Source organism: Amycolatopsis acidicola, assembly GCF_007713735.2.
Taxonomy (GTDB): Bacteria; Actinomycetota; Actinomycetes; order Mycobacteriales; family Pseudonocardiaceae; genus Amycolatopsis_E; species Amycolatopsis_E acidicola.
In genome coordinates, this window is sequence record NZ_VMNW02000015.1 from 91,074 (window position 1) to 110,338 (window position 19,265).

General features: G+C 68.4%; 19 protein-coding genes. 5 read left to right on the plus strand and 14 right to left on the minus strand.

Annotation, left to right across the window (positions count from 1 at the left end; translation table 11 throughout):
- The first annotated feature begins 124 nt into the window (after nucleotides 1-124).
- The 3 genes from FPZ12_RS13425 to FPZ12_RS13435 are packed head-to-tail and all read left to right on the plus strand — an operon-like array spanning nucleotide 125 to nucleotide 2,356.
- Nucleotides 125-979 carry an SGNH/GDSL hydrolase family protein gene (locus FPZ12_RS13425; RefSeq protein ID WP_144750239.1) on the plus strand — a complete coding sequence of 285 codons (855 nt, stop codon included), beginning with the start codon at nucleotides 125-127 and terminating at the stop codon, nucleotides 977-979.
- 13 nt (nucleotides 980-992) lie between these two features.
- Complete coding sequence (locus FPZ12_RS13430) at nucleotides 993-1,475, plus strand: DUF6932 family protein (protein WP_166462719.1); 483 nt, start codon at nucleotides 993-995, stop codon at nucleotides 1,473-1,475.
- Nucleotides 1,472-2,356 carry a hypothetical protein gene (locus FPZ12_RS13435; protein WP_144750238.1) on the plus strand — a complete coding sequence of 295 codons (885 nt, stop codon included), beginning with the start codon at nucleotides 1,472-1,474 and terminating at the stop codon, nucleotides 2,354-2,356. Before FPZ12_RS13430 ends, FPZ12_RS13435 begins: the two co-directional genes overlap by 4 nt.
- A gap of 434 nt (nucleotides 2,357-2,790) precedes the next feature.
- On the opposite strand, the gene FPZ12_RS13440 is transcribed toward FPZ12_RS13435, so the two are convergent.
- The 10 genes from FPZ12_RS13440 to FPZ12_RS13485 all read right to left on the minus strand — a co-directional run bounded on the left by FPZ12_RS13440 (nucleotide 2,791) and on the right by FPZ12_RS13485 (nucleotide 12,781).
- On the minus strand, nucleotides 2,791-5,493 hold the full coding sequence (locus FPZ12_RS13440) for an AfsR/SARP family transcriptional regulator (RefSeq protein WP_144750236.1): 2,703 nt from the start codon (nucleotides 5,491-5,493) through the stop codon (nucleotides 2,791-2,793).
- Between the two features lie 305 nt (nucleotides 5,494-5,798).
- The gene (gene thpD / locus FPZ12_RS13445; RefSeq protein WP_424923602.1) at nucleotides 5,799-6,692 is read right to left on the minus strand and encodes an ectoine hydroxylase; all 894 of its coding nucleotides are present in this window, start codon (nucleotides 6,690-6,692) and stop codon (nucleotides 5,799-5,801) included.
- Between the two features lie 85 nt (nucleotides 6,693-6,777).
- Nucleotides 6,778-7,167 carry an ectoine synthase gene (locus FPZ12_RS13450; RefSeq protein ID WP_144750232.1) on the minus strand — a complete coding sequence of 130 codons (390 nt, stop codon included), beginning with the start codon at nucleotides 7,165-7,167 and terminating at the stop codon, nucleotides 6,778-6,780.
- Between the two features lie 26 nt (nucleotides 7,168-7,193).
- Entirely contained in the window at nucleotides 7,194-8,447 is a 1,254-nt protein-coding gene (ectB, locus tag FPZ12_RS13455; RefSeq protein ID WP_144750230.1) for a diaminobutyrate--2-oxoglutarate transaminase, read from the minus strand.
- Nucleotides 8,448-8,482: 35 nt separating this feature from the next.
- Nucleotides 8,483-8,995 (minus strand): diaminobutyrate acetyltransferase, encoded by a 513-nt coding sequence (gene ectA / locus FPZ12_RS13460; protein ID WP_166462720.1) that lies wholly within the window; start codon nucleotides 8,993-8,995, stop codon nucleotides 8,483-8,485.
- A 223-nt stretch (nucleotides 8,996-9,218) separates the two neighbouring features.
- Nucleotides 9,219-9,986, minus strand: coding sequence for an Abi-alpha family protein (locus tag FPZ12_RS13465; protein ID WP_208025840.1), 768 nt, complete (start codon nucleotides 9,984-9,986; stop codon nucleotides 9,219-9,221).
- An 83-nt stretch (nucleotides 9,987-10,069) separates the two neighbouring features.
- Entirely contained in the window at nucleotides 10,070-10,393 is a 324-nt protein-coding gene (locus FPZ12_RS13470; protein ID WP_144750228.1) for a lipopolysaccharide assembly protein LapA domain-containing protein, read from the minus strand.
- A gap of 36 nt (nucleotides 10,394-10,429) precedes the next feature.
- Nucleotides 10,430-11,212, minus strand: a complete 783-nt coding sequence (locus FPZ12_RS13475; RefSeq protein WP_144750226.1) for a class I SAM-dependent methyltransferase — start codon at nucleotides 11,210-11,212, stop codon at nucleotides 10,430-10,432.
- A 4-nt stretch (nucleotides 11,213-11,216) separates the two neighbouring features.
- The gene (locus FPZ12_RS13480) at nucleotides 11,217-11,822 is read right to left on the minus strand and encodes an alpha/beta hydrolase (RefSeq protein WP_144750224.1); all 606 of its coding nucleotides are present in this window, start codon (nucleotides 11,820-11,822) and stop codon (nucleotides 11,217-11,219) included.
- Nucleotides 11,819-12,781, minus strand: a complete 963-nt coding sequence (locus tag FPZ12_RS13485; protein ID WP_144750222.1) for a ring-cleaving dioxygenase — start codon at nucleotides 12,779-12,781, stop codon at nucleotides 11,819-11,821. The genes FPZ12_RS13480 and FPZ12_RS13485 overlap by 4 nt, the downstream gene beginning before the upstream one ends.
- Before the next feature lie 96 nt (nucleotides 12,782-12,877).
- Here FPZ12_RS13485 and FPZ12_RS13490 point away from each other — a divergent pair, with 96 nt between their 5' ends.
- The gene (locus tag FPZ12_RS13490) at nucleotides 12,878-13,324 is read left to right on the plus strand and encodes a MarR family winged helix-turn-helix transcriptional regulator (RefSeq protein WP_243769824.1); all 447 of its coding nucleotides are present in this window, start codon (nucleotides 12,878-12,880) and stop codon (nucleotides 13,322-13,324) included.
- Nucleotides 13,325-13,407: 83 nt separating this feature from the next.
- The gene (locus FPZ12_RS13495) at nucleotides 13,408-13,791 is read left to right on the plus strand and encodes a VOC family protein (protein WP_144750218.1); all 384 of its coding nucleotides are present in this window, start codon (nucleotides 13,408-13,410) and stop codon (nucleotides 13,789-13,791) included.
- Here the strand turns inward: FPZ12_RS13495 and FPZ12_RS13500 are convergent.
- From FPZ12_RS13500 to boxC, 4 genes are read right to left on the minus strand one after another with little or no spacing between them, the layout of a single operon-like run.
- Entirely contained in the window at nucleotides 13,788-14,645 is an 858-nt protein-coding gene (locus tag FPZ12_RS13500; protein WP_144750216.1) for an amidohydrolase family protein, read from the minus strand. The genes FPZ12_RS13495 and FPZ12_RS13500 overlap by 4 nt on opposite strands.
- Nucleotides 14,642-16,204 (minus strand): benzoate-CoA ligase family protein, encoded by a 1,563-nt coding sequence (locus FPZ12_RS13505; RefSeq protein ID WP_144750214.1) that lies wholly within the window; start codon nucleotides 16,202-16,204, stop codon nucleotides 14,642-14,644. The genes FPZ12_RS13500 and FPZ12_RS13505 overlap by 4 nt, the downstream gene beginning before the upstream one ends.
- A gap of 10 nt (nucleotides 16,205-16,214) precedes the next feature.
- Nucleotides 16,215-17,633, minus strand: coding sequence for a benzoyl-CoA 2,3-epoxidase subunit BoxB (boxB, locus tag FPZ12_RS13510; protein ID WP_144750212.1), 1,419 nt, complete (start codon nucleotides 17,631-17,633; stop codon nucleotides 16,215-16,217).
- Nucleotides 17,634-17,636: 3 nt separating this feature from the next.
- Complete coding sequence (gene boxC, locus FPZ12_RS13515) at nucleotides 17,637-19,253, minus strand: 2,3-epoxybenzoyl-CoA dihydrolase (RefSeq protein ID WP_424923599.1); 1,617 nt, start codon at nucleotides 19,251-19,253, stop codon at nucleotides 17,637-17,639.
- Nucleotides 19,254-19,265 lie beyond the last annotated feature (12 nt).

Here is a 19,265-nt window from a genome sequence, read left to right on the forward strand (position 1 = left end):
AAGAGAAGAGACTGTTACCCCGGGCTGAACCGACGGTGGCGTAGGTCGGGATTACAGGTGCATCCTCGCGATGTTGTTCTTGGGGCGAGAACTACATCAGCGTGCTGGGCGAAAGGGGAACCGCATGTACGGCTACGAAAGCTATGTCGCCGTTGGTGACAGCTTCACCGAGGGCCTGAATGACGCGCTCCCCGACGGCACGTTCCGAGGCTGGGCGGACCGGCTGGCCGAGATACTCGCGGGCGACATGCTCGGCTTCCAGTACGCGAATCTCGCGCTGCGCGGCAAGATGCTCGGCGAGATCGTCGACGAGCAGATCCCGATGGCGCTGGAGCTCAAGCCCGATCTGGTCACCTTCTGCGGCGGCGGCAACGACGTGATCGTGCCCGGCAGCGACGTGGACGAGATCTGCGCGCAGATCGACGCGGTGGTCGGCGCCCTGCGGGCGGCGGGCATCGACGTACTGCTGTTCAACGGCCCCGACACCAAATCGTTGTCCGTGATGAGCGTGCTGCGCGGCAAGATCGGCATCTACAACACGAACCTGTGGGCCATCGCGGCGCGGCACGGCGCGAAGGTGGTCGACCTGTGGGCGATGCGGGTGCTCGCGGATCATCGCGCCTGGAGCGACGACAGACTGCACTTCACCGCCGAGGGCCACCGGCGGATCGCCTTGCGCACGGCCGAGTTGCTGGGTGTCCCGGTGGCCGAGGACTGGCGCGAGCCGTGGCCGGCGCTGGATCACCAGCCCGACTGGCTGACCAACCGCCGCTCCGATCTCGCGTGGACGAAGACGCACCTGCTGCCGTGGATCCGCCGCCAGCTGCGCGGCGAATCCATGGGCGACGGCCTTTCCCCGAAGCGGCCGCAGCTCGCGCCGTTCGTCCCGATGCAGACCCCGCAGACCGCGGATGATCTTCCGTCGCTCCCACCTGACCGGCGGTACCCGTCCGAGCGCGGCACGTACTCGAGCAGTTGATAGTTTTTCAGGCATGTCGCCGCTCCCACACTGGACTCCGGAGGGGGCACTTCCGCCTGGACGGCTCCCGGCCGATGTCGCCGACATCTACGAGCGGCTGGTGTTCGACGCTCCACACCAGAACGAGCGCGAAATCCTGTTCAGCGCCCTGAACTCCTACCTCGGCGCGGTCGCGCGGATCATCCCGTCCGGCCGCGCGTGGATCGGCGGCGCGTTCATCACGCGCACCGAAGGCGTGCCGTCGGGGCTGGATGTGGTGCTGCTGCCCGAAGACTGGGGCAGCCTCAAGCGCATGACCGGTCCGGCGCGCGACGCGTTGTACGGGCTGTTGACGCTGCGCGGGGTGATCGTCGGCCAGCCGGCGATGTATCTGGACAAGGTGCAGCCGGTCGGCGGCCTGCTCGACGGGTTCCTCTGCTTTCCCGGTGACGAGGAGACCTGGGAGTACACGTGGTCCGCGCACGGCACCCGCGGTTTCCCCGAGGTGGTGTGGTGAGTACGGAGTACCGGCGCCTCGCCGACGAAATTCCCGGCGGCACCTGGCTTGCCGACCTCTCGCGCGCGTCGGCGATGGCCGCGCACGCCAAGTTCGAGCGCACCGCGCGCTCGCCGTTGCTGCGCGTTTCCATGCTGGGCTCGACGAACCTGGACGCGTACACGTTCTCCGACATCAGCCGCGCGCTGCAGGACGCCACCGCCAAGGTCGGCCACATCATCCGCAACCCGCAGGCTGAGGTCACCTACGTCCAGCCGACCGATCGTGACAAGGCCCCGCTGCTCCAGCGTGGCCAGGCCGGGAACACGATCTTCTTCGGGTTCCCCGAGCCGGCGCTGGACGACGCGCTGATCCACGACGGGATCGAGACCCTGTCCGAGCGCGCGGTCAAGGAGCTCTGCGATTTCCTGCCGGCCAACGGTTCCGACGACGGCGCGCTGGACGCCGTGCTGCTGCAGCGGGACACGGTGCGCAACGCGGTCAGCGACATCGTCAACGCGGTGGTCAAGAACACCGGCATCGGGCTGCAGCTGACCCCGACCTCGGGCGAGGACCTCGCCCGCAGCGTGACCATGGACCAGGCGAAGGTGCTGCAGAGCAGCCTGCGCGAATCCCGGGAAGCCGTCGGGTACGAGACCGTCTCCGGGCGGCTCGACGGTGTGCGCACCCGGCGGCGGATCTTCTACCTCGAGCGCGAATCCGGCGGCACGATCCAGGGCGCCGTCGCGCCGGACCTGCTGGACCAGATCAAGGAGAACCTGGACCGCCCGGTGACGGCGCGGCTCCGGGTGGTCCGGACCACCACGATCGACGGCCGCCGCGGCCGCCCGGTGCACGAACTGCTGGAGATCACCCCGGAAGTGCACCTCTTCGACCATTGAGCCCTGCCCGACGCGGCCCTCCCGTGTACGAGTTGGCCCCTCCCGCACACGAGTTGGCCCCTCCCGTCGACATGTTGGCCCTTCCGGTGCACGAGTTTGCCGTTCCCGTGCACGAGTTTGCCGTTCCGGATGCGCGGGTCGGCCCGGCGGGGCGCGTCGATCCATGGCAACCATCCGGCCACCCCCGCCGCGTGATCGCGAGCAGCCAACACACCCACGCGGGCGGCCAACGCGCACACCGGAGCAGCCAACACATCAACGCGCGCGGCCAACACACACCGGGGCGACCTCCGGCCACACGCGCGAACGGCCACCACGCGGGCAAGAGAGAACCAAAGTACGCGGCCGTCTGACGCTCCCCCATTGCGTCAGACGGCCTATGGGGGACCTTACGCCAGTCAAGCTGCCTGACGCTAAGAATTCGCTAACTGCGTTCAAGGCCGCAGAGCTGCGAGTTCGTCCTCGATGGCGGGCGAACGCAAGGGACTTACACGTTTGCGCAGCTCAAGCGACAGCCGCAGCTGCACACGCGCGCCCTCGAAGTCGCCGCGCTCGCGCGAAATCCGGCTCAGAGTCGTGCGGGCGACCGCCTCCTGGAGCAGGAAACCCCGGTTCTCCGCCAGCTCGATCGCGGCGCGCGAGTAGCTCGCGGCCGTGTTCAGGTCGCCGAGGAACAGGTACAGCTCGGCCAGGTTGTTCAGCGACACCACGGCATAGCTGTCGTCCCCGAGCCGCTGGTCGATCTCCAGCGACGCCAGCTGGTGCTCGACCGCCTCGACGTACTTGCCCGCCTGCTTCTCCGCCTCGGCGCAGTTGTTCAGTGCCTGGCCGAGCAGTTCCTCCTCGCCGCTCCGCTCGGTCTCCGCGATCACCGCCTGCAGGCATTCGATGGCCTCGTCGAACCTGCCGGACAGCGTGAGCGCGCAGCCGCGGTGGATCTGCGCGGACAGGGTCAGCCGCGGATCTCCCAGCCGCCGCGCGAATTCCAGTGCCTGCTCCGCGTCCGCCAGCCCACCGTCCCCGACCTCGAACGTCAGCGCGAACGCGCACCGGGAGATCAACATCCAGTACCGCGCCTGATCGTCCCCGCACGCCAGCGCCGACTCCATGCCGATCCGGATCAACCGCGCCCATTCACCCCACAACGGCCGCACCACGCGGTACGTGTGCGCGACCCGCACCAGCCGCCACACGTCCTCGTGCCTGCCGGCCTCCTGCGCCGCCGCGCAGACCGCCACGATGTTCGGCCACTCCGCGGCGAACCACGCGAGCGCGTCGTCGTAACAGCCCAGCGCGGGCGCTTCGACCGGCACGTCCAGGAAATCCACCGGGTCGACGATCCGCAGCAGCTTCCGGCGCGCCCTGTCGGCGGCGGCCTGGTAGTACCGCACCGCCCGCGCCACCACTTCCTCTGCCGGGCCCGCGACCTCCCGCTGGTACAGCCGGATCAGGTCGTGCTGGGTGAACACGTCCTGCCCCTGCTCGAACAGAAGGTGGTGCGCGGTCAGCACGCGCAACCGCCGACGTGACTCCGCCAGCGTGACGTTTTCCAGCGCTGCCACCAGATGCGGCCCCGACGTCTCCAGCGAAACCACACCGAGCGCCCGGAACGTGCCGGCGACTTCGTCCGGCAGCCCGCGATAAGACACGTCCAACGCGGCGCGCACCCCGGCGTCGTCCACGTCCAGCGCCGCCAGCCGGGTGCGTTCGCTCTCCAACCGCGCCACGAACTCCTCGATCGTCCATTGTGGACCAGCAGCGAGCCGGGCGCCGACGATCCGCAGCGCCAGCGGGAGATCCCCGCACAACCGCGCCAGCCGTTCGTGGTGCTCCGCGGCCTCCCCGCCGGCCAGCTCGGCGATCAGCCGCACCGAGTCCTCGCGCGCCAGCGGATCCAGCCTGCGCACCCGCGCCGCGTTGGAGACCACGAGCCCGTCCAGCCGGGCCCGGCTGGTCACCAGCGCGAGCGAAGCGCCGCCCGGCGGCAGCAGATCACGGACCTGCTCGGCGGAACCCGCGTCGTCCAGCAGCACCAGCACGCGCCGCCCGGCGATCAGCGACCGATACAACGCGACCCGCTCGGACGCTTGCTCGGGCAGATCCGCGGCCGGTACCCCGAGCCCGAGCAGGAACTGCGTGAGCACTTCGGCCGAGCCGCTGAGCGACGCGAACAGCACCCCGTCCGGGAACCGCGTCGCGACCCGGTGCGCCCACGACACCACCAGCGCCGTCTTGCCGACGCCCGCCGCGCCGGTCACGACGGCGACCGCCCCGTCCGGCAAACCGTTCAGCCAGGCCAATTCGGCGTCACGCCCCGCGAGCGGCCCGGCCGGCGGCAGCTGCCGCGGCACCACGCGCGTGACGTCGACCTCCGTGCCCGGTTCGGCGCCCGACATCGGCGGCAGGTTGTCGTTGAGGATGCGCTCGTGCAGCTCACGCACTTCCGCGCCGGGGTCGATGCCGAAGGTGTCGGACACGCGCCGGGCCATCGTCCGGTACACCTCGAGCGCCTCGGCCCGACGGCCGGAGTAGTACAGCGCCCGCATCAGCTGCCCGACGGTCCGCTCCGCGCGCGGGTTCTCCCGGACCATTGTGGACAGTTCGACGATCAGCTCCGCGTGCCTGCCGAGCGCCAGCTCGGCGTCCACCCGCGCGCCGTGCACCGCCAGCCGCAACTCGGCCAACTCGGGCGCACGCAGCGAAGCGGGCACATCGGACAACTCCGGACCACGCCACAGGCGATAGGCCTCGGCCAGCAGCTCCGTCCGCTCCCGCAACGGCGCCTCGTCCGCCTCCGCCAGCAGCTTGCGCGCGCGGAAGAGGTCGATCCGGTCCGGGTCGATGATCAGCCGGTAGCCGGGCGCGACGGTTTCGATCAACGCCTGGTTGGGCGGGTCGAACGAGCGCATCACCCGGCGCAGCAAGGAAACGTTGCCGTGCACGATGGTGCGCGCGGTGGCGGGCGGGTCGTGCCCCCACAGCGCGTCGATCAGGTCGTCGAGCGCGACTATGCGGTCGGCGTCGAGCGCGAGCAACGCCAGCAGCCCGCGCACGGCCGGCCCGCCGATCGGCACCGGGGTTTCCCCGGCCAGCAGCCGGACCGGGCCGAGCAGCTGAATCCGCAAAGCCTCCCGCACGCTGATCTCCCCAGACGCCTCCGGCGACCATGAAAACGAGTGCGGCCCCGCACCATCAGTCCCGATCTGATGGTGCGGGGCCGCACTCGGTGAAACGTGCGGCGGGGTCGGGTGCTCCCCCGCCGGACACTGCTGTCAGCGGTCACACAGGACTCACCCCGAGCAAGGAGGAACCCACGCCACCGACGACAACCTCGGCCGCCTCGACTGTCGCCGACGCGGTTGCGACACCGTAACAGGGGGCGATGGGTCCGCTACACCCGACCCACGAAATCCGCACTGTGATCTTTTACTCTTCGCCCCGCTCAGCGCGAGACCGGCGTGAAGTCCCTGCTGCCGATGAACTCCGGCCGCGGCTTGCTCGCCGCGTAGGGCTCCACGAGCGCGTTCTCCACGCTGTTGAACACCAGGAAGATGTTCGAGCGCGGATACGGCGTGATGTTGTTACCCGAGCCGTGCATGATGTTGGAGTCGAACCAGAGCGCCGAGCCCGCCGACCCGGTGAACTGGTCGATCCCGCACTCCGCCGCGAGCTTGGTGACGTCGTGCTCGCTCGGCACGCCGATCTCCTGCTCCTTCAGCGAGCTCTTGTAGTTGTCGTCCGGGGTCGCCCCGACGCACTGCACGAACGTGCGCTGGGAACCCGGCATGACCATGAGCCCGCCGTTGAACGGGTAGTTGTCGGTCAGCGCGATCGAGCAGCTCACGGCCCTCGGCCTCGGCATGCCGTCCTCGGCGTGCCAGGTCTCGAAGTCGGAGTGCCAGTAGAACCCGCTGCCGCGGAAGCCGGGCATGTAGTTCACCCGGCTCTGGTGGACGTAGACCTCCGAGCCGAGAATCTGGCGGGCGCGGTCGAGGATGCGCGGATCACGGACGAGCTCACCGATCAGCGCGCTGAGCTTGTGCACCTCGAAGATGGAGCGAACCTCACCGCTCTTCTTCTCGGTGATCACGCGTTCATCGGCCTTCAGCTGCTCGTCTCCCGACAGCCGGACCAGTTCCTGCCAGTAGGCCTGCACCTCGGCCGGGGACAAGAGTCCCTCGACGACGTGGTAGCCCTTCGCGTCGTGCGACGCGAGCGTCGCCGCGTCCACCGGACCATCGCCATCGGCACCCCAAACGGTCGGGTCCACCCGGTCGAACGGCTCCGCCGCACCGGTGACCCGCGTCGGGTAAACGTCCTCGACGCCGGTGTCCATGATCGTCAAATCGGTTCGCCTCCTCTTCGACTGCCCCTCTTTAATTTGATGTGGTGGGAGTTCGCTCCGCGTCAGCCCGGAGCCATCATTCCTCGACGATGAGCGGGTAAACCCCGTTCTCGTCGTGCACCTCGCGCCCGGTGACCGGGGGGTTGAAGACGCAGACGGTCTTCATCTCGGTCTTCGGCCGCACCTGGTGCTTGTCGTGGTCGTTCAGCACGTAGATGGAGCCCGGCTTGAGCTGGTGCACCTCGCCGGTGGCCTTGTTTTCGACCTCGCCCTCGCCTTCGGTCACGAAGACGGCCTCGATGTGGTTCGCGTACCAGAAGTCGTTCACGGTGCCCGCGTACAACGTGGTTTCGTGAACCGAGAACCCGAGCTTTTCCTTCGCCAGGATAATGCGCTTGCTCCGCCAGTTCGGCGTCTTGATGTCAGCGTCGGTGTCGGTGATCTCGTCGAGGGTACGGACGATCAAAACTCTCTCCTTCTCCTTGCTTGGTACTACTTGCCAAGAACGGACTTGACCGAGGCGTCGATGATGCCGAGGCCTTCGTCCACTTCGGCGTCGGACAGGGTCAGCGGCGGCAACAGCTTGGCCACCTCGCTGTCCGGACCGGAGGTCTCCATCAGCAGACCACGCTCGAACGCGGCCGCGCACACCTTGCCCGCGATCTCGCCGCTCTCGAACTCGAGCCCGCGCGCGAACCCGCGCCCCTTGGCGAGCACGTTCGACTCGGGGTAGCTCTCGGCGATGCCCTGCAGTGTGTTGCCGATCCGCTCACCCTTGGCGCGCGTGGACTTCTCCAGCTCGTCGTCGCTCCAGTAGGCGCGCAGCGCCTCGGCGGCGGTGACGAACGCCGGGTTGATCCCGCGGAAGGTGCCGTTGTGCTCGCCCGGCTCCCAGACGTCCAGCTCCGGCTTGATCAGCGTGAGCGCGAGCGGCAGGCCGTAGCCGCCGATCGACTTGGACAGGCAGACCATGTCCGGGTAGATGCCGGCGTCCTCGAAGCTGAAGAACGGGCCGGTGCGGCCGCAGCCCATCTGCACGTCGTCGACGATCAGCAGGATGTTGTGCCGCTGGCACAGATCCGAAAGCCCGCGCAGCCATTCGATCCCGGCCGCGTTGATCCCGCCTTCGCCCTGCACGGTCTCCACGATCACGGCGGCCGGCGCGTTCAGGCCACTGCCCGAGTCGTCGAGCAGCCGTTCGAAGTACAGGAAGTCCGGGTACGCGCCGTCGAAGTACTGGTCGTACGGCATCGGCGTGGCGTGCACGAGCGGGATGCCCGCGCCGCTGCGCTTCATCGAGTTACCCGTGACCGAAAGCGCGCCCAGCGTCATGCCGTGGAACGCGTTGGTGAAGTTGATGACCGACTCCTTGCCGGTCACCTTGCGGGCGAGCTTCAGCGCGGCCTCGACGGCGTTCGCGCCACCGGGGCCGGGGAAGACGACCTTGTACTCGAGCTCGCGCGGCCCGAGGATCTTGTCCTCGAGCGTCTGCAGCAGGTCGCGCTTGGCGACGGTGTACATGTCCAGCGCGTGCGTCACGCCGTCGCGCGAGATGTAGTCGAGCAGAGCCTGCTTGAGGATCGGGTTGTTGTGCCCGTAGTTGAGCGCACCCGCGCCGGCGAAGAAGTCGAGGTACGGCGTGCCGTCCTCGGCGTACAGGTGGCTGCCGACGGCGCGGTCGAACACGACCGGCCAGCCACGGCTGTAGCTGCGAACTTCGGATTCCAGCTTTTCGAAGATGCTCACTGGTTTTTTCAACTCCCGATTTTCCTTATCGACCGCTATTCCGGCTTTTGCCGGAGAGTAAGCGGGCCGATACGGTAGAGGTCCTCTTGCTCATGCTGCTCGCCGGTGTCCGGGAAATCGGCGCGAGCGAACAGCGTCGTTTGTTCGACGGTCGCGCCCCAGCGCTCGCCGAACGACGCGAACAATCTGATCGAGGCTTTGTTGTCCGGTGTGATCGTGGTCTCCAGGTAGCGGACGCCCTGGCTCACCAGACGGGTGTACAACTCGTCCAGCAGTGCCCCAGCCAGGCCCTGACCGCGCTGCGACGCGTCGACGGCAACCTGCCACACCAGCGCCACCTCGGGTGCCTGCGGTCTACGGTACGCCATCACGAAACCGACCGCTTCACCGTCCACTTTGGCCACAACTGATGTTTCGGCGAAATCCCGGCACCACAACAAATACGCGTACGGCGTGTTGAGATCCAGCTTCTGTGAATCCCGTGCTATTCGCCACAGCGACTTGCCGTCGGCCTTGGTCGGAGATTCGATCAAGTGCTTTCCGGACATGTCAAAACAAGCTAACAGAGTCAGTTAGCCCGTTCAGCGCAAGCCGGGCGCCGCAGGCTAACTACCTGCAACGACGAAGAAACACATGTGACAATAGCAACAGAAATGTACCATTTCCGGCTGAAATGTGGTATAACCCCAGCGCATACCGGCCGCGGCACCCGTGGACGCCTCCCTGTCCAGCGCCGAGGCTTGCGATTTCGTTACACGGTAGTGGCCCGGCTCACTCGACGCGAGTCCGGACCGCAGGATCGCACGCCGCCCAGAACCGCGAGCCGAACCGGGACAGCCGGACGGTGTGCCGGATCAGCTTCGTCCGCTTCGCGCTCGCCTGCGCCGCGCGGACCAGCTCGTCGGTGGCGAGGATCTCGTGCTGAGCGGACAGCACCGGGTCGTCGTCGGTGATGTCCACCAGGCCGAGCCCGGCCAGCCTGGTCAGGTAGCTCGGCACCTCGTCGGGCAGGGTCACGCCGGCCGAGATCCCCACGGTCGAGGCGTTGCGCAGCAGAATCCGGCTCCCCTTGGCCACGACGTCCACGGCGGGGAACGGGTCGCCGTCCGCGAGCACGGCGATGATGCGCGCCTCGTCCGGGGTGAGCCGGCGCAGCACGGTGGCGTAGAGGTACTCGCGCGCCCGCTCCCGGTCGAACCCGATCGACCGGTCGAGCAGCTCCTTCATCGCGGTGCGCAACGGCTCCCCGGCGAGCACGAGCTGCGCCGGGGAGCCGTTGTTCCCGTTGTGTTCGTTGCCGGCCGAGGCGGCACTGAGCGCGACCACGTACGGGTCGTCCACCTCGTCCAGGCGCCTGCGCAGGCCGGACAGCACCTGCCGCTCGACCTGCCGCAACCCCTCACCGGCGAGATCCACGCCGGGCAGCCGTCTGGTCAGCCCGGCGCCGGTGCGCGCCGCCCAGCCGGCGACGCGCCCAGCCCTGCGCAGCAGGTTCTGGTCTTCGGTCTGCGGGATCGCGGGAAGGTCTTCGCTGGTCACGCCGAGATGCTAACCGAGCTGCGCGCCGATCCGGTCGGCGACGATGCCGGCACTGGCCACGGTTGCCGTCCTACGTCGTGACCTCACCGGGGTGATCGGCCGAGGCGTTTTGTCGCTTTGCGTAACTGCATGATCCGGGCCGCCCCGACCAGCGCGACCAGCGCCGCGCCGGCGATCGCGGAGAACAGCATCGCGAGCGCGAGCGGGATGCTGCCGCTGCCCCAGAGGAACGTGACCGTGGCGTCCTCGAGGTTCTGCAGAATGAAGATCAGCAGAAAGACCAGCAGGACGAGGGCGACGATGACGGCGATCCAAGTGCCGCTGACCCTGGTGTGCTTGATCCGCGCGGGCCGGGCCGCGGCGTGCGGCGGAGCCTTCTGCGGTTCGCCTTCCTGCGCGTGTGTCATTGCGCCATTGTCGTCCCCCACCACGGGGTTCGCCCGTCAGAGCGTCCGTTCGGGTGACCAGGTCACCGTCGTCATACGCCGGATTCCCGGGTCCGTCCCGCGCAGCGCGTCGGCGACCTCGTCGGCCCTGTCCACGCCGAGGCAGAGCCGTTTGCGCGTGGTCTCGACGAGTTCGGGGAACGGGATGGGGGCCGCTTTCTCTTGCCAGCGCCGGATTTCCGGCCGCACGCCCAGCTCGCGCAGTGCCGCGACAGCGTCGTCCGACGTCGGCCTTCCGGGGCGGTGGATGCCGTGGAACCGTTCCCACAGCGGGCTCATCCGCGTCATCGGATGGTGCTCGTTGAGCTCGACCACGACCGCGCGGCGCGTGTGCTCGTTCAGCGCACGGACGAACGGCTCCAGGTCGGGCACGTTGTAGAGCACGTTGGCGCACACGGTGACGTCCACGGTCCCGGCTTGAGCGGCGGCGTTGGGCCAGCGCCCTTCGACGGTACGGTGCGGCAGCCCGAGCATTTCCGCCCGTTCCGCGAATTCCTCGAGCAGATTCGTGTCCACGGCCGTGACGTGGGTGATCGCCTCCGCGCAGGGCAGGCTCGCGGCACCCGCGCCCGCGCCGACGTCGAGCAGCGTCCCGCCGCCGTCGAGCGCGGCGAGCACCGACCGGTGCGTCGGGGTGCGGGGCCCGCCGATCTGCCGGTCGGCCCGGCGCACGAAAACCTTGCCCGGCAACGTGAACGGCGACTCCGGTGCGGCCGCGAGGATGTGCCCGGGGATCGCCCAGCCCGCCAGGTGCTCCGCCCACTGCTCCACCGCGCTCATGCGGTCAATTGTCGGCCAGCCAGGCTTTCGCCGCCGCCACCGCCTCCGGCGTGACGAGGTGGCCTCCGGGGTGGCGGTGCAGCGTCACTTGCGCCGAGCGCTCGCGCAGCAGTTCGATGAAGCGTTCCGTGGACGGCAGGGGCGCCATCGGGTCCCGCTCCCCGTTCGACAGGAACACACGGCTGCCGCTCAGGTCGTGCGGCGGCGGATCCGGCACCGGGAGCATCGAGGCGAACAGCGCCGCCTCGGTGAGCGCGTCCGGCCGGAGCAGCGTGACCGCGCCGGCGACGTTGGCGCCATTGGAAAATCCGACGGCGACCAGCCGTCCGGCCAGGTTGTACTGCTCGCGCGTGGCCAGCACGAAATCCGCGAGCTCGTTCGCCCGGCGGACGACGTCTTCGTAGTCGAACACGCCCTCCGCGCGGCGCCGGAACCAACGCGCCGCACCGTTCTCGGAGACCGGGCCCGCCGGCGCGAGCAGCGCCGAACGCGGGCTCAGCTCGCGGGCCAGGCCGAGCAGATCCTCCGGGCCGCCGCCGGTGCCGTGCAACAACAACAGCGCGGGCGCGTCCGGAGCGCCCTCGACGAACTTGTGCTCCAGACCGCTCACACCAGCTCCGGGTTGTTCTCGCTGGGCAGGTTCAGCTTCGGCAGCATGTGCGCGATCTGCTCGCGGTCCGGCTCCAGCCACGGCGGCAGCTTCAGCGCGCGGCCCAGTTCGAGCAGCGGCTCGTCGATCGCGAAGCCCGGCTGGTCGGTCGCCACCTCCAGCAGCGTGCCACCAGGCTCGCGGAAGTAGATCGAGCGGAAGTACTGACGGTCCAAAATGGACGTTACCTTGAGCCCGGCGTCCAGCAGCTCCGAACGCCAGCCCGCCTGGGTCTCCTCGTCCGGCGCGCGCCACGCGACGTGGTGCACGGTGCCCGTGGAGACGAGTCCTCGTGGGACATCCGGGGTGACGAGCACGTCCACGATCGCGCCGGGGCCGCCTTCGCCCGCGCTGAACCGGAGCCGGTTGGACTCCTGGCCGGTGAACGTGAGCCCGAGATCGCGGAACATCTCGGCGGTCGCGTCCTCCTCGGCGACCGACAGCGTGACCGAGTGCAGGCCGCGGATCGCGTGTTCGGCAGGCACGTGCCCGTTGTCCCACGGGTCGCGCGGGTCGCCCTGCGGATGCGCGACGAGCGCGAGCTGCAGGCCGTCCGGGTCGTCGAAGAGCAACACGTCCTCGCCGTCACGGTTCGCGATACGGCCCGTGGTCACGCCGGCCTCGGCCAGCTGGTCCTTCCACCAGCCGATGGAGTGCGCCGGTACCGAGAACGAAGTGGTGGTCACCTGCCCCGTGCCGCGCCGGCCGGGTTTGGCGTCGCGCCACGGGAAGAAGGTCATCAACGTGCCCGGCTTGCCGGACTCGTCGCCGTAGTAGAGGTGATAAGTGCCAGGATCGTCGAAGTTGACTGTCGTCTTCACCAGGCGCAACCCGAGCGTGCGCAGGTAGAAGTCGGCATTGCGCTGCGGATCGCCGCCGATCGCCGTCACATGGTGCAGGCCGGTCGTCTTGATGGACATCGGGTCCTCCTCTGCGGGGCTGCCGCCCAAGCTAGCCGGATAACCTCTCGCCAGCAAGATATATTCCGGCAAGATAACTGTGCCTATACTGGGGGTGTGGCGGATGACGACGAAATCGTGACGTGGTGGGGTCTGGTGATCGAGGGTTACCTGGCCACACAGGACAAGCTGCTGGGCGAGATCGCGGAGCGCTTCGGCCTGGCCCCGGCGTCGTTCGACATCCTGTTGCGACTCGTGCGCACCCCCGGCCACCAGATGCCGATGACGAAACTGGCCAACGAGGCCGCGTTGTCGAGCGGCGGGTTCACCAAGGTCGCCGACCGGATGGTGACCGCGGACCTGATCTGCCGGCTGCCCAGCCCGCACGACCGCCGCGTGACGTACGCCTGCCTCACCGAGCACGGGCGTGAGATCGCGGAGAAGGCGCGCCAGGCGTGTGCCGAAATCCTGCGGCGCCGGGTGCTCGAACCGCTCGGACCCGAGGCCTCCGAAGCACTCGCCGCTGCCATGCGGACACTGCGGGAAGTCAACGGCCAGAACTGATTGCCTCCGCGGCGGTCGCGAGCGCACGATGAGTTCAGTCGCGCCGCACGAGGCAGCGGCGCCCGGCCCGCGAGGAGGCCGCCATGCTCAGCAAGTCCACTGTGGTCACCATGCTCCCGGTGCACGACGGCGACCGCGCCCGGCGGTTCTACACCGACGCGCTCGGCCTGCACGAGGTCGCCAGCAGTCCCGACGGGACGCACTACTTCGAGGTCGGTGGCGGCGGCGCCATCGGGCTGCGGGTGCTGCCGAACACCGAGCCCAGCCCGAACACCGCGCTGAGCTTCGAGGTCGGCGACATCGCCGCGGAGGTCGGCGAGCTGGAAGAACGCGGGGTCCGGTTCCAGGACTTCGACGCTGGCGAACTGCACACCGTCGGGCACATCGCGACCATGGAAGGTGAAAAGGCCGCGTGGTTCACCGACAGCGAGGGAAACACCCTCTGCCTGCACCAGCCCGTGGGCTAGATTCCCAGCCCTGGAAAGAGTTTCCCGGCATTACCGGACAGCACGTCGGTGAGCACGTCGTCCGGCAGGCCGAGTGCGGCAAGGGCACGTACGTTCCGGCTCGCGCCGGGGACGCCGGGCCAGTCCGTGCCGAAGACGAACTTCCCGGCGAGCCTTTCCAGGTCGAACCGCGCGTAGTAGTCGGGCAGTTTCTTCGGCGGCAGGCCAGCCAGGTCCAGCCACACGTTTTCCTTCGCCAGCGCCAGGAACGCCGCCACGTCGTACCACCAGCCACGGCCGCCGTGCGCGAAGACGAAGTTCACCCGCGGGAAGTCCTCGACCACGTCGGAGAGCAGCTCCGGGTTGCCGAAACTCGCCCGCGCGCCGGGGAAACTGCTCGTGCCGGAATGCAGGATCACCGGCACCCCGCGCTCGGCGCACACCTGGTACGCGGCGTACAACTCCTTGTCCGCCGGGGAAAACGCGCCGTGCACCGGGTGGATCTTCAGCGCCACCGCGCCGAGATCGAGCTGCCGCTCCACCTCGGCCGCGACCGGATGGTGCAGGTGCGGGTTCACGTTGGCCACCAGGCGGAAGCGCTCGGGGTTGTGGCGAACCAACGGCAGGTTGTCCTCGATCGGCTGGATGCCCGTGGCGCGCGGGCTGTACTCGCAGAACAACAACGCGCGGTCGACGCCCTCCGAGGCCAGCAGACTGTCCAAACGCGACGGTACCGGGTCACCGTTCTCGTCGTAGGCGGAACGCCAGTCGTGCGGGCCGGAGAACTGTTCGGCCCAGTCGAGCCAGGCGGGTTTCAGCGTGCTCAGCCGGGGAACGTGGACGTGCGCGTCCACCACTGTCCTGCCATCGATCACGCGAGCGCCCCCGGGCGCAGCGCGTCACGGACCTGCTCGCGGATCACGTTGCGGCGGATCTTGCCGGTGGCCGTCTTCGGCAGCTCGGCGACCCCGACCACGGCACGCGGGCGCTTGAACGCCGCGAGGCCCTCCCGGCAGAACTCGATCAGCGCCTGCTGGTCCAGCTCACGCCCGGCGACCGGCACCACGCACGCCACCGGTTTGTCGATGCCGTCCTCGTCCGGCGCCGCGACCACGGCCACCTCCGCCACATCGGGATGCTGCAACAGTCTTTGCTCCACTTCGGACGGTGACACCCAGATGCCACCGGCTTTCAGCATGTCGTTGAACCTGCCGAGACAAGTGTAAGTGCCGTCGTCGTTGCGCACATAGCTGTCACCCGTGCGCAGCCAGTCGCCTTGGAACACCCGCTTCGACGTCTCGTACCGGCTCCAGTACCCGAACGCGGTGGACGGCCCGCGCACGAACAGCTCGCCCGGCTCGCCGGTGCCCTCGATGCGCACGCCTGACGCGTCGCGGATTTCGACGTCGTAACCGGGAACGGCGGTGCCGGTGGTGCCGGGAACCACGGCACCGGGGCGGTTCGACAGGAAGATGTGCAACGCCTCTGTCGAGCCGATGCCGTCGAGGATCTCCACCCCGAACCTCGACCGGAAGCGCTCGAACAACACGGCGGGCAACGGCTCTCCGGCCGAAACCGCTTGGCGCACCGAGGAAAACGTGTCGTCGGGGATATCGCTGGACAGCAACGCCGAGTAGAACGTGGGTACCGCGAAGAACAACGAGGGCTGTTCCTCGCGCACGCGCTCGGCGATCAGCTTCGGGCTCGGCTTCGACGGCTCGAGCACCGTCGTCGCGCCGACGGAGAACGGGAAGAACAGCGAATTCCCTATGCCATAAGCAAAGAAGAGTTTCGCCACGGACAGGCAGCTGTCGTCGCCCCTGATTCCGAGCACCTGGCTGCCGTAGGTTTCGCACACCGCGCGGATGCTCGCGTGCCGGTGCATCGCGCCCTTCGGTTCACCCGTGGTGCCCGACGTGTACAACCACAACGCGGGCGAGTCCTCCCACGTCTCGTACGGCCGCACCGCGTCCGAAGTGGACAGTTGTGACCAGTCATGCGTTGTCACCGAAGGGAAAGCGGCCGGATCGGCCCGGTCGAGGACCACGTCGGTGACCTCCGGGGCGAGCGCGATCGCTTCCTTCGCCGCCGCGGCGAACTCCGCCGAAACGCACAGCACGCGGGCGCGGGAGTCGGCGAGCACCTTGCCCAGCTCCGGCCCGGTCACCATCGTGGACACGGGTACCGGCACCGCGCCGCTCGCCATCGCCCCGAGCACGGCGCTGAGCATCTCGACGCCGTCCACCATGCACAGCATCACCCGTTCCTCCGGGCGCACACCGATACTCCGGAACCCGCCGGCGACGCGACGTACCTCGTCCGCCAGCTCGGCGTAGGTCAACGTGCGACCAGGCGCGCGTACCGCCGTCCGGGCGCCGCGACCCTCCCTGACGTGCCGGTCGAGCAAGTAGTCCACAGCATTGAACCCGACCATCGCACACTCCTCAGAGGTACACGTATTCGTAGTCGAACGGCTTGCCGTTGATGCCCTGCCGTGGCGGCGCGACCCAGCTCGCGATCTTGCCGCGTTCGTACACCGGGTGCATCAGCGAGCGGACGAAGGCGAGGTCCTCGCTCGTCGGCAGCCACCTGTGCTGCCCTGCCTGCCAGGTCTGCTCGTCCACGATGGTTCCGTCCGGCGTGATGTGGTGGCCGGAGTTTATGCCGACCTGCCGGTTGAAACCAGGGTGTGGCAGCGCGAAGGTGTAGGAGATGTCGTTGTCGGCGAGGATCTTGTTCCACCGTTTCACGCCCGACTGGCAGTCCGAGATGTATTCACCGCGCAGATCCAGGTTCAGCAGCAGGATCTTCTGCATCTCCTCGGTCTCCCACGTGCCGTCGTCGCGCGGCCGCATCAGCTCGGCGGCGTCGTCGGTGAGCTGGTGGTCGTCCTTGCGACGCGGCTCCATCCACCGGCCCTTGAGCCCGGCCGTGTAGTAGTTGGCGGCGTTGGTGGAGGTCTCGCTGCCGAACAGGTCCAGCGAGACGGTGTAGTGGAAGTTGATGTAGCGCTGGATGATGTCCAGCGGGATCCCACCGTGCGCCGCGATATCCATCGTGTCGTGCTCGCGGATCAGCTCGGCGGAACGCTGCACCACGCGGTCGACGCCGGTGGTGCCGACGAACATGTGGTGCGCTTCCTCCTTGAGCATGAACTCACACGTGCGGGAGAGCGGGTCGAACGCCGACTCCTTCAGCGTGCCCAGCTGGTACTTCCCGTCGCGGTCGGTGAAGTAGGTGAACATGTAGAAGGCCAGCCAGTCCGCGGTCTCCTCGTTGAACGCGCCGAGGATGCGGGGCGAGTCGGGACTGCCGGAGTTCCGGTGCAGCAGCCCCTCCGCCTCTTCACGCCCTTCGCGGCCGAAGTAGGCGTGCAGCAGGTACACCATCGCCCACAGGTGGCGGCCCTCTTCGACATTGACCTGGAACAGGTTCCGGAGATCGTAGAGCGAAGGAGCGGTCAGCCCCAGCAGTTTCTGCTGTTCCACCGAAGCCGGTTCGGTGTCGCCCTGGATCACGATCAGCCGCTGCAGATCGGCGCGGTACTCGCCGGGAACCTGCTGCCACGCCGGTTCGCCCTTGTGCTCGCCGAACGCGATCTTGCGGTCCGGGTCGCGTTCGGCGAGGAAGATGCCCCAGCGGTAGTCGGGCACGTTGACGTGGTCGAAATGCGCCCAGCCGTCGCGGCCGACGCTGACCGCCGTCCGCAGGTACACGCCCTGGGTTTCCAGTGTGGGGCCCATTTCGCCCCACCAGTTCATGAACTTCGGCTGCCAGCCCTCCAGCGCCCGCTGCAGCCTGCGGTCCGAGGCGAGGCTGACGTTGTTCGGGATCTTGGCGTCGTAGTCGATCTGCTCCGGCACTGGTCACACCCGCTTGCGGTCGAAGGTGGGCTTCTGGCCGGTCCCGTAGCGGCGCAGCGCGCCCTCGGGGCCGGCGGCGTTCGGTCTCGTGAAGATCCAGTTCTGCCAGGCCGTGAGCCGTCCGAAGATCTTGGTCTCGATGGTCTCCGGCCCGACGAACCGGTGGTTGGCCTCCATCGCGGTGAGCGCGTCGGGCGACAGCGCGGCGCGGCCCTCGACGACGATCCGGATCTCGTCCTCCCAGTCGAGGTCGTCCGGGGCGTCGGTCACCAGCCCGAGCTCCACCGCCTCCGGCGCGCCGATCGGATGATCACGTTCGCGCTTGAGCCAGTCCAGGTGATCGGATTCGCCGTAGAACCGGGATTCCAGGCGGGACAGGCCATTGCCCATCGGGAACACCCCGAAGTTGGCCTCCGACACCGTGATCGACGCGCGTTCGGGGCTGTCCTCGTCGTCGATCGGAGGACCGTCCAGCATGTACTGCCTGTCGCACGCCAGCGCCAGCTCGAGCAAGAGCCCGGCGAAGCAGCTGCCCGGTTCGATCAGCGCGATGAGGCTGCGGCTGGTCACGTCCAGGCGTTTCAGCGTCCGCTTGTAGAAGTGCAGGATTTCGTTGGACAGCCAGTCGGACGCGGCGAGCAGGCGCCGTTCGTGCGCGAGCACCACGTCGGGGTCGCCCTCGGTGCGCAGCAGCCAGGTGCCCAGCGTCGGTTCGTTCGTGCGCAGGCGCAGGATCAGGTCGTCCAGCTCGCGCGTCATCGCGAGCAGCCAGCCTTCGTTCTCCGCGGCCCGCACGGTGATCGTGACGACGCCGCCTGCCCGGTCGAGCTTCGCGGTGACGTTCGGGTAGCGGATCTCGTCCTCGGTCTCGGTGCGTTCGAGCGGCGTCAGCTCGATGCCCTCGGCGTCGGCGGGACGGTGCGTGCGCGCGGCGAGTTCGCGGGCGCGTTTGGTGACGACGTCGCGGAATTCCTGGCGCGGCACCAGTTCGTCCACCAGCCGCCAGTCGACGGCGGTGCGGCCCTTGACCCCGTCCGGGCGGGTGGCGAACACGTCGGCGCGGTCTTTGCGCACGCGGCGTTTGTCGGTGACCCTGGTCAGCCCGCCGGTGCCCGGCAGCACGCCGAGCAGCGGGACTTCGGGCAGGGCGACGGTGGAGGAGTTGTCGTCGACAAGCAGGATCTTCTCGCAGGCCAGCGCGATTTCGTAGCCGCCGCCGGCACAGCTGCCGTTCACCGCGGCGAGATAGACCTGACCGGAGTTCTCCGTGGCATCCTCGATGCCGTTGCGGGTCTCGTTGGTGAACTTGCAGAAGTTCACCTTCCACTCGTGCGGGGAGCCCGCGAGCATCCGGATGTTCGCGCCCGCGCAGAACACCTTGTCCTTGGCGCTGGTGATGACGACGGCGCCGATCTCGGGATGCTCGAAGCGCAGGCGCTGCACGGCGTCGTACAGCTCGATGTCCACGCCGAGGTCGTAGGAGTTGAGCTTGAGCTCGTAACCCTCGACGAGCCCGCCGTTCTCGTCGACGTCCAGCTCCAGCCAGGCCACCGGCGGCTCGAGCCGGAGGCGCCAGTGCCGGTAGGTGGTCGGATCCCGGTCGAATGACACCATCGTCATGCCCTCAATTGT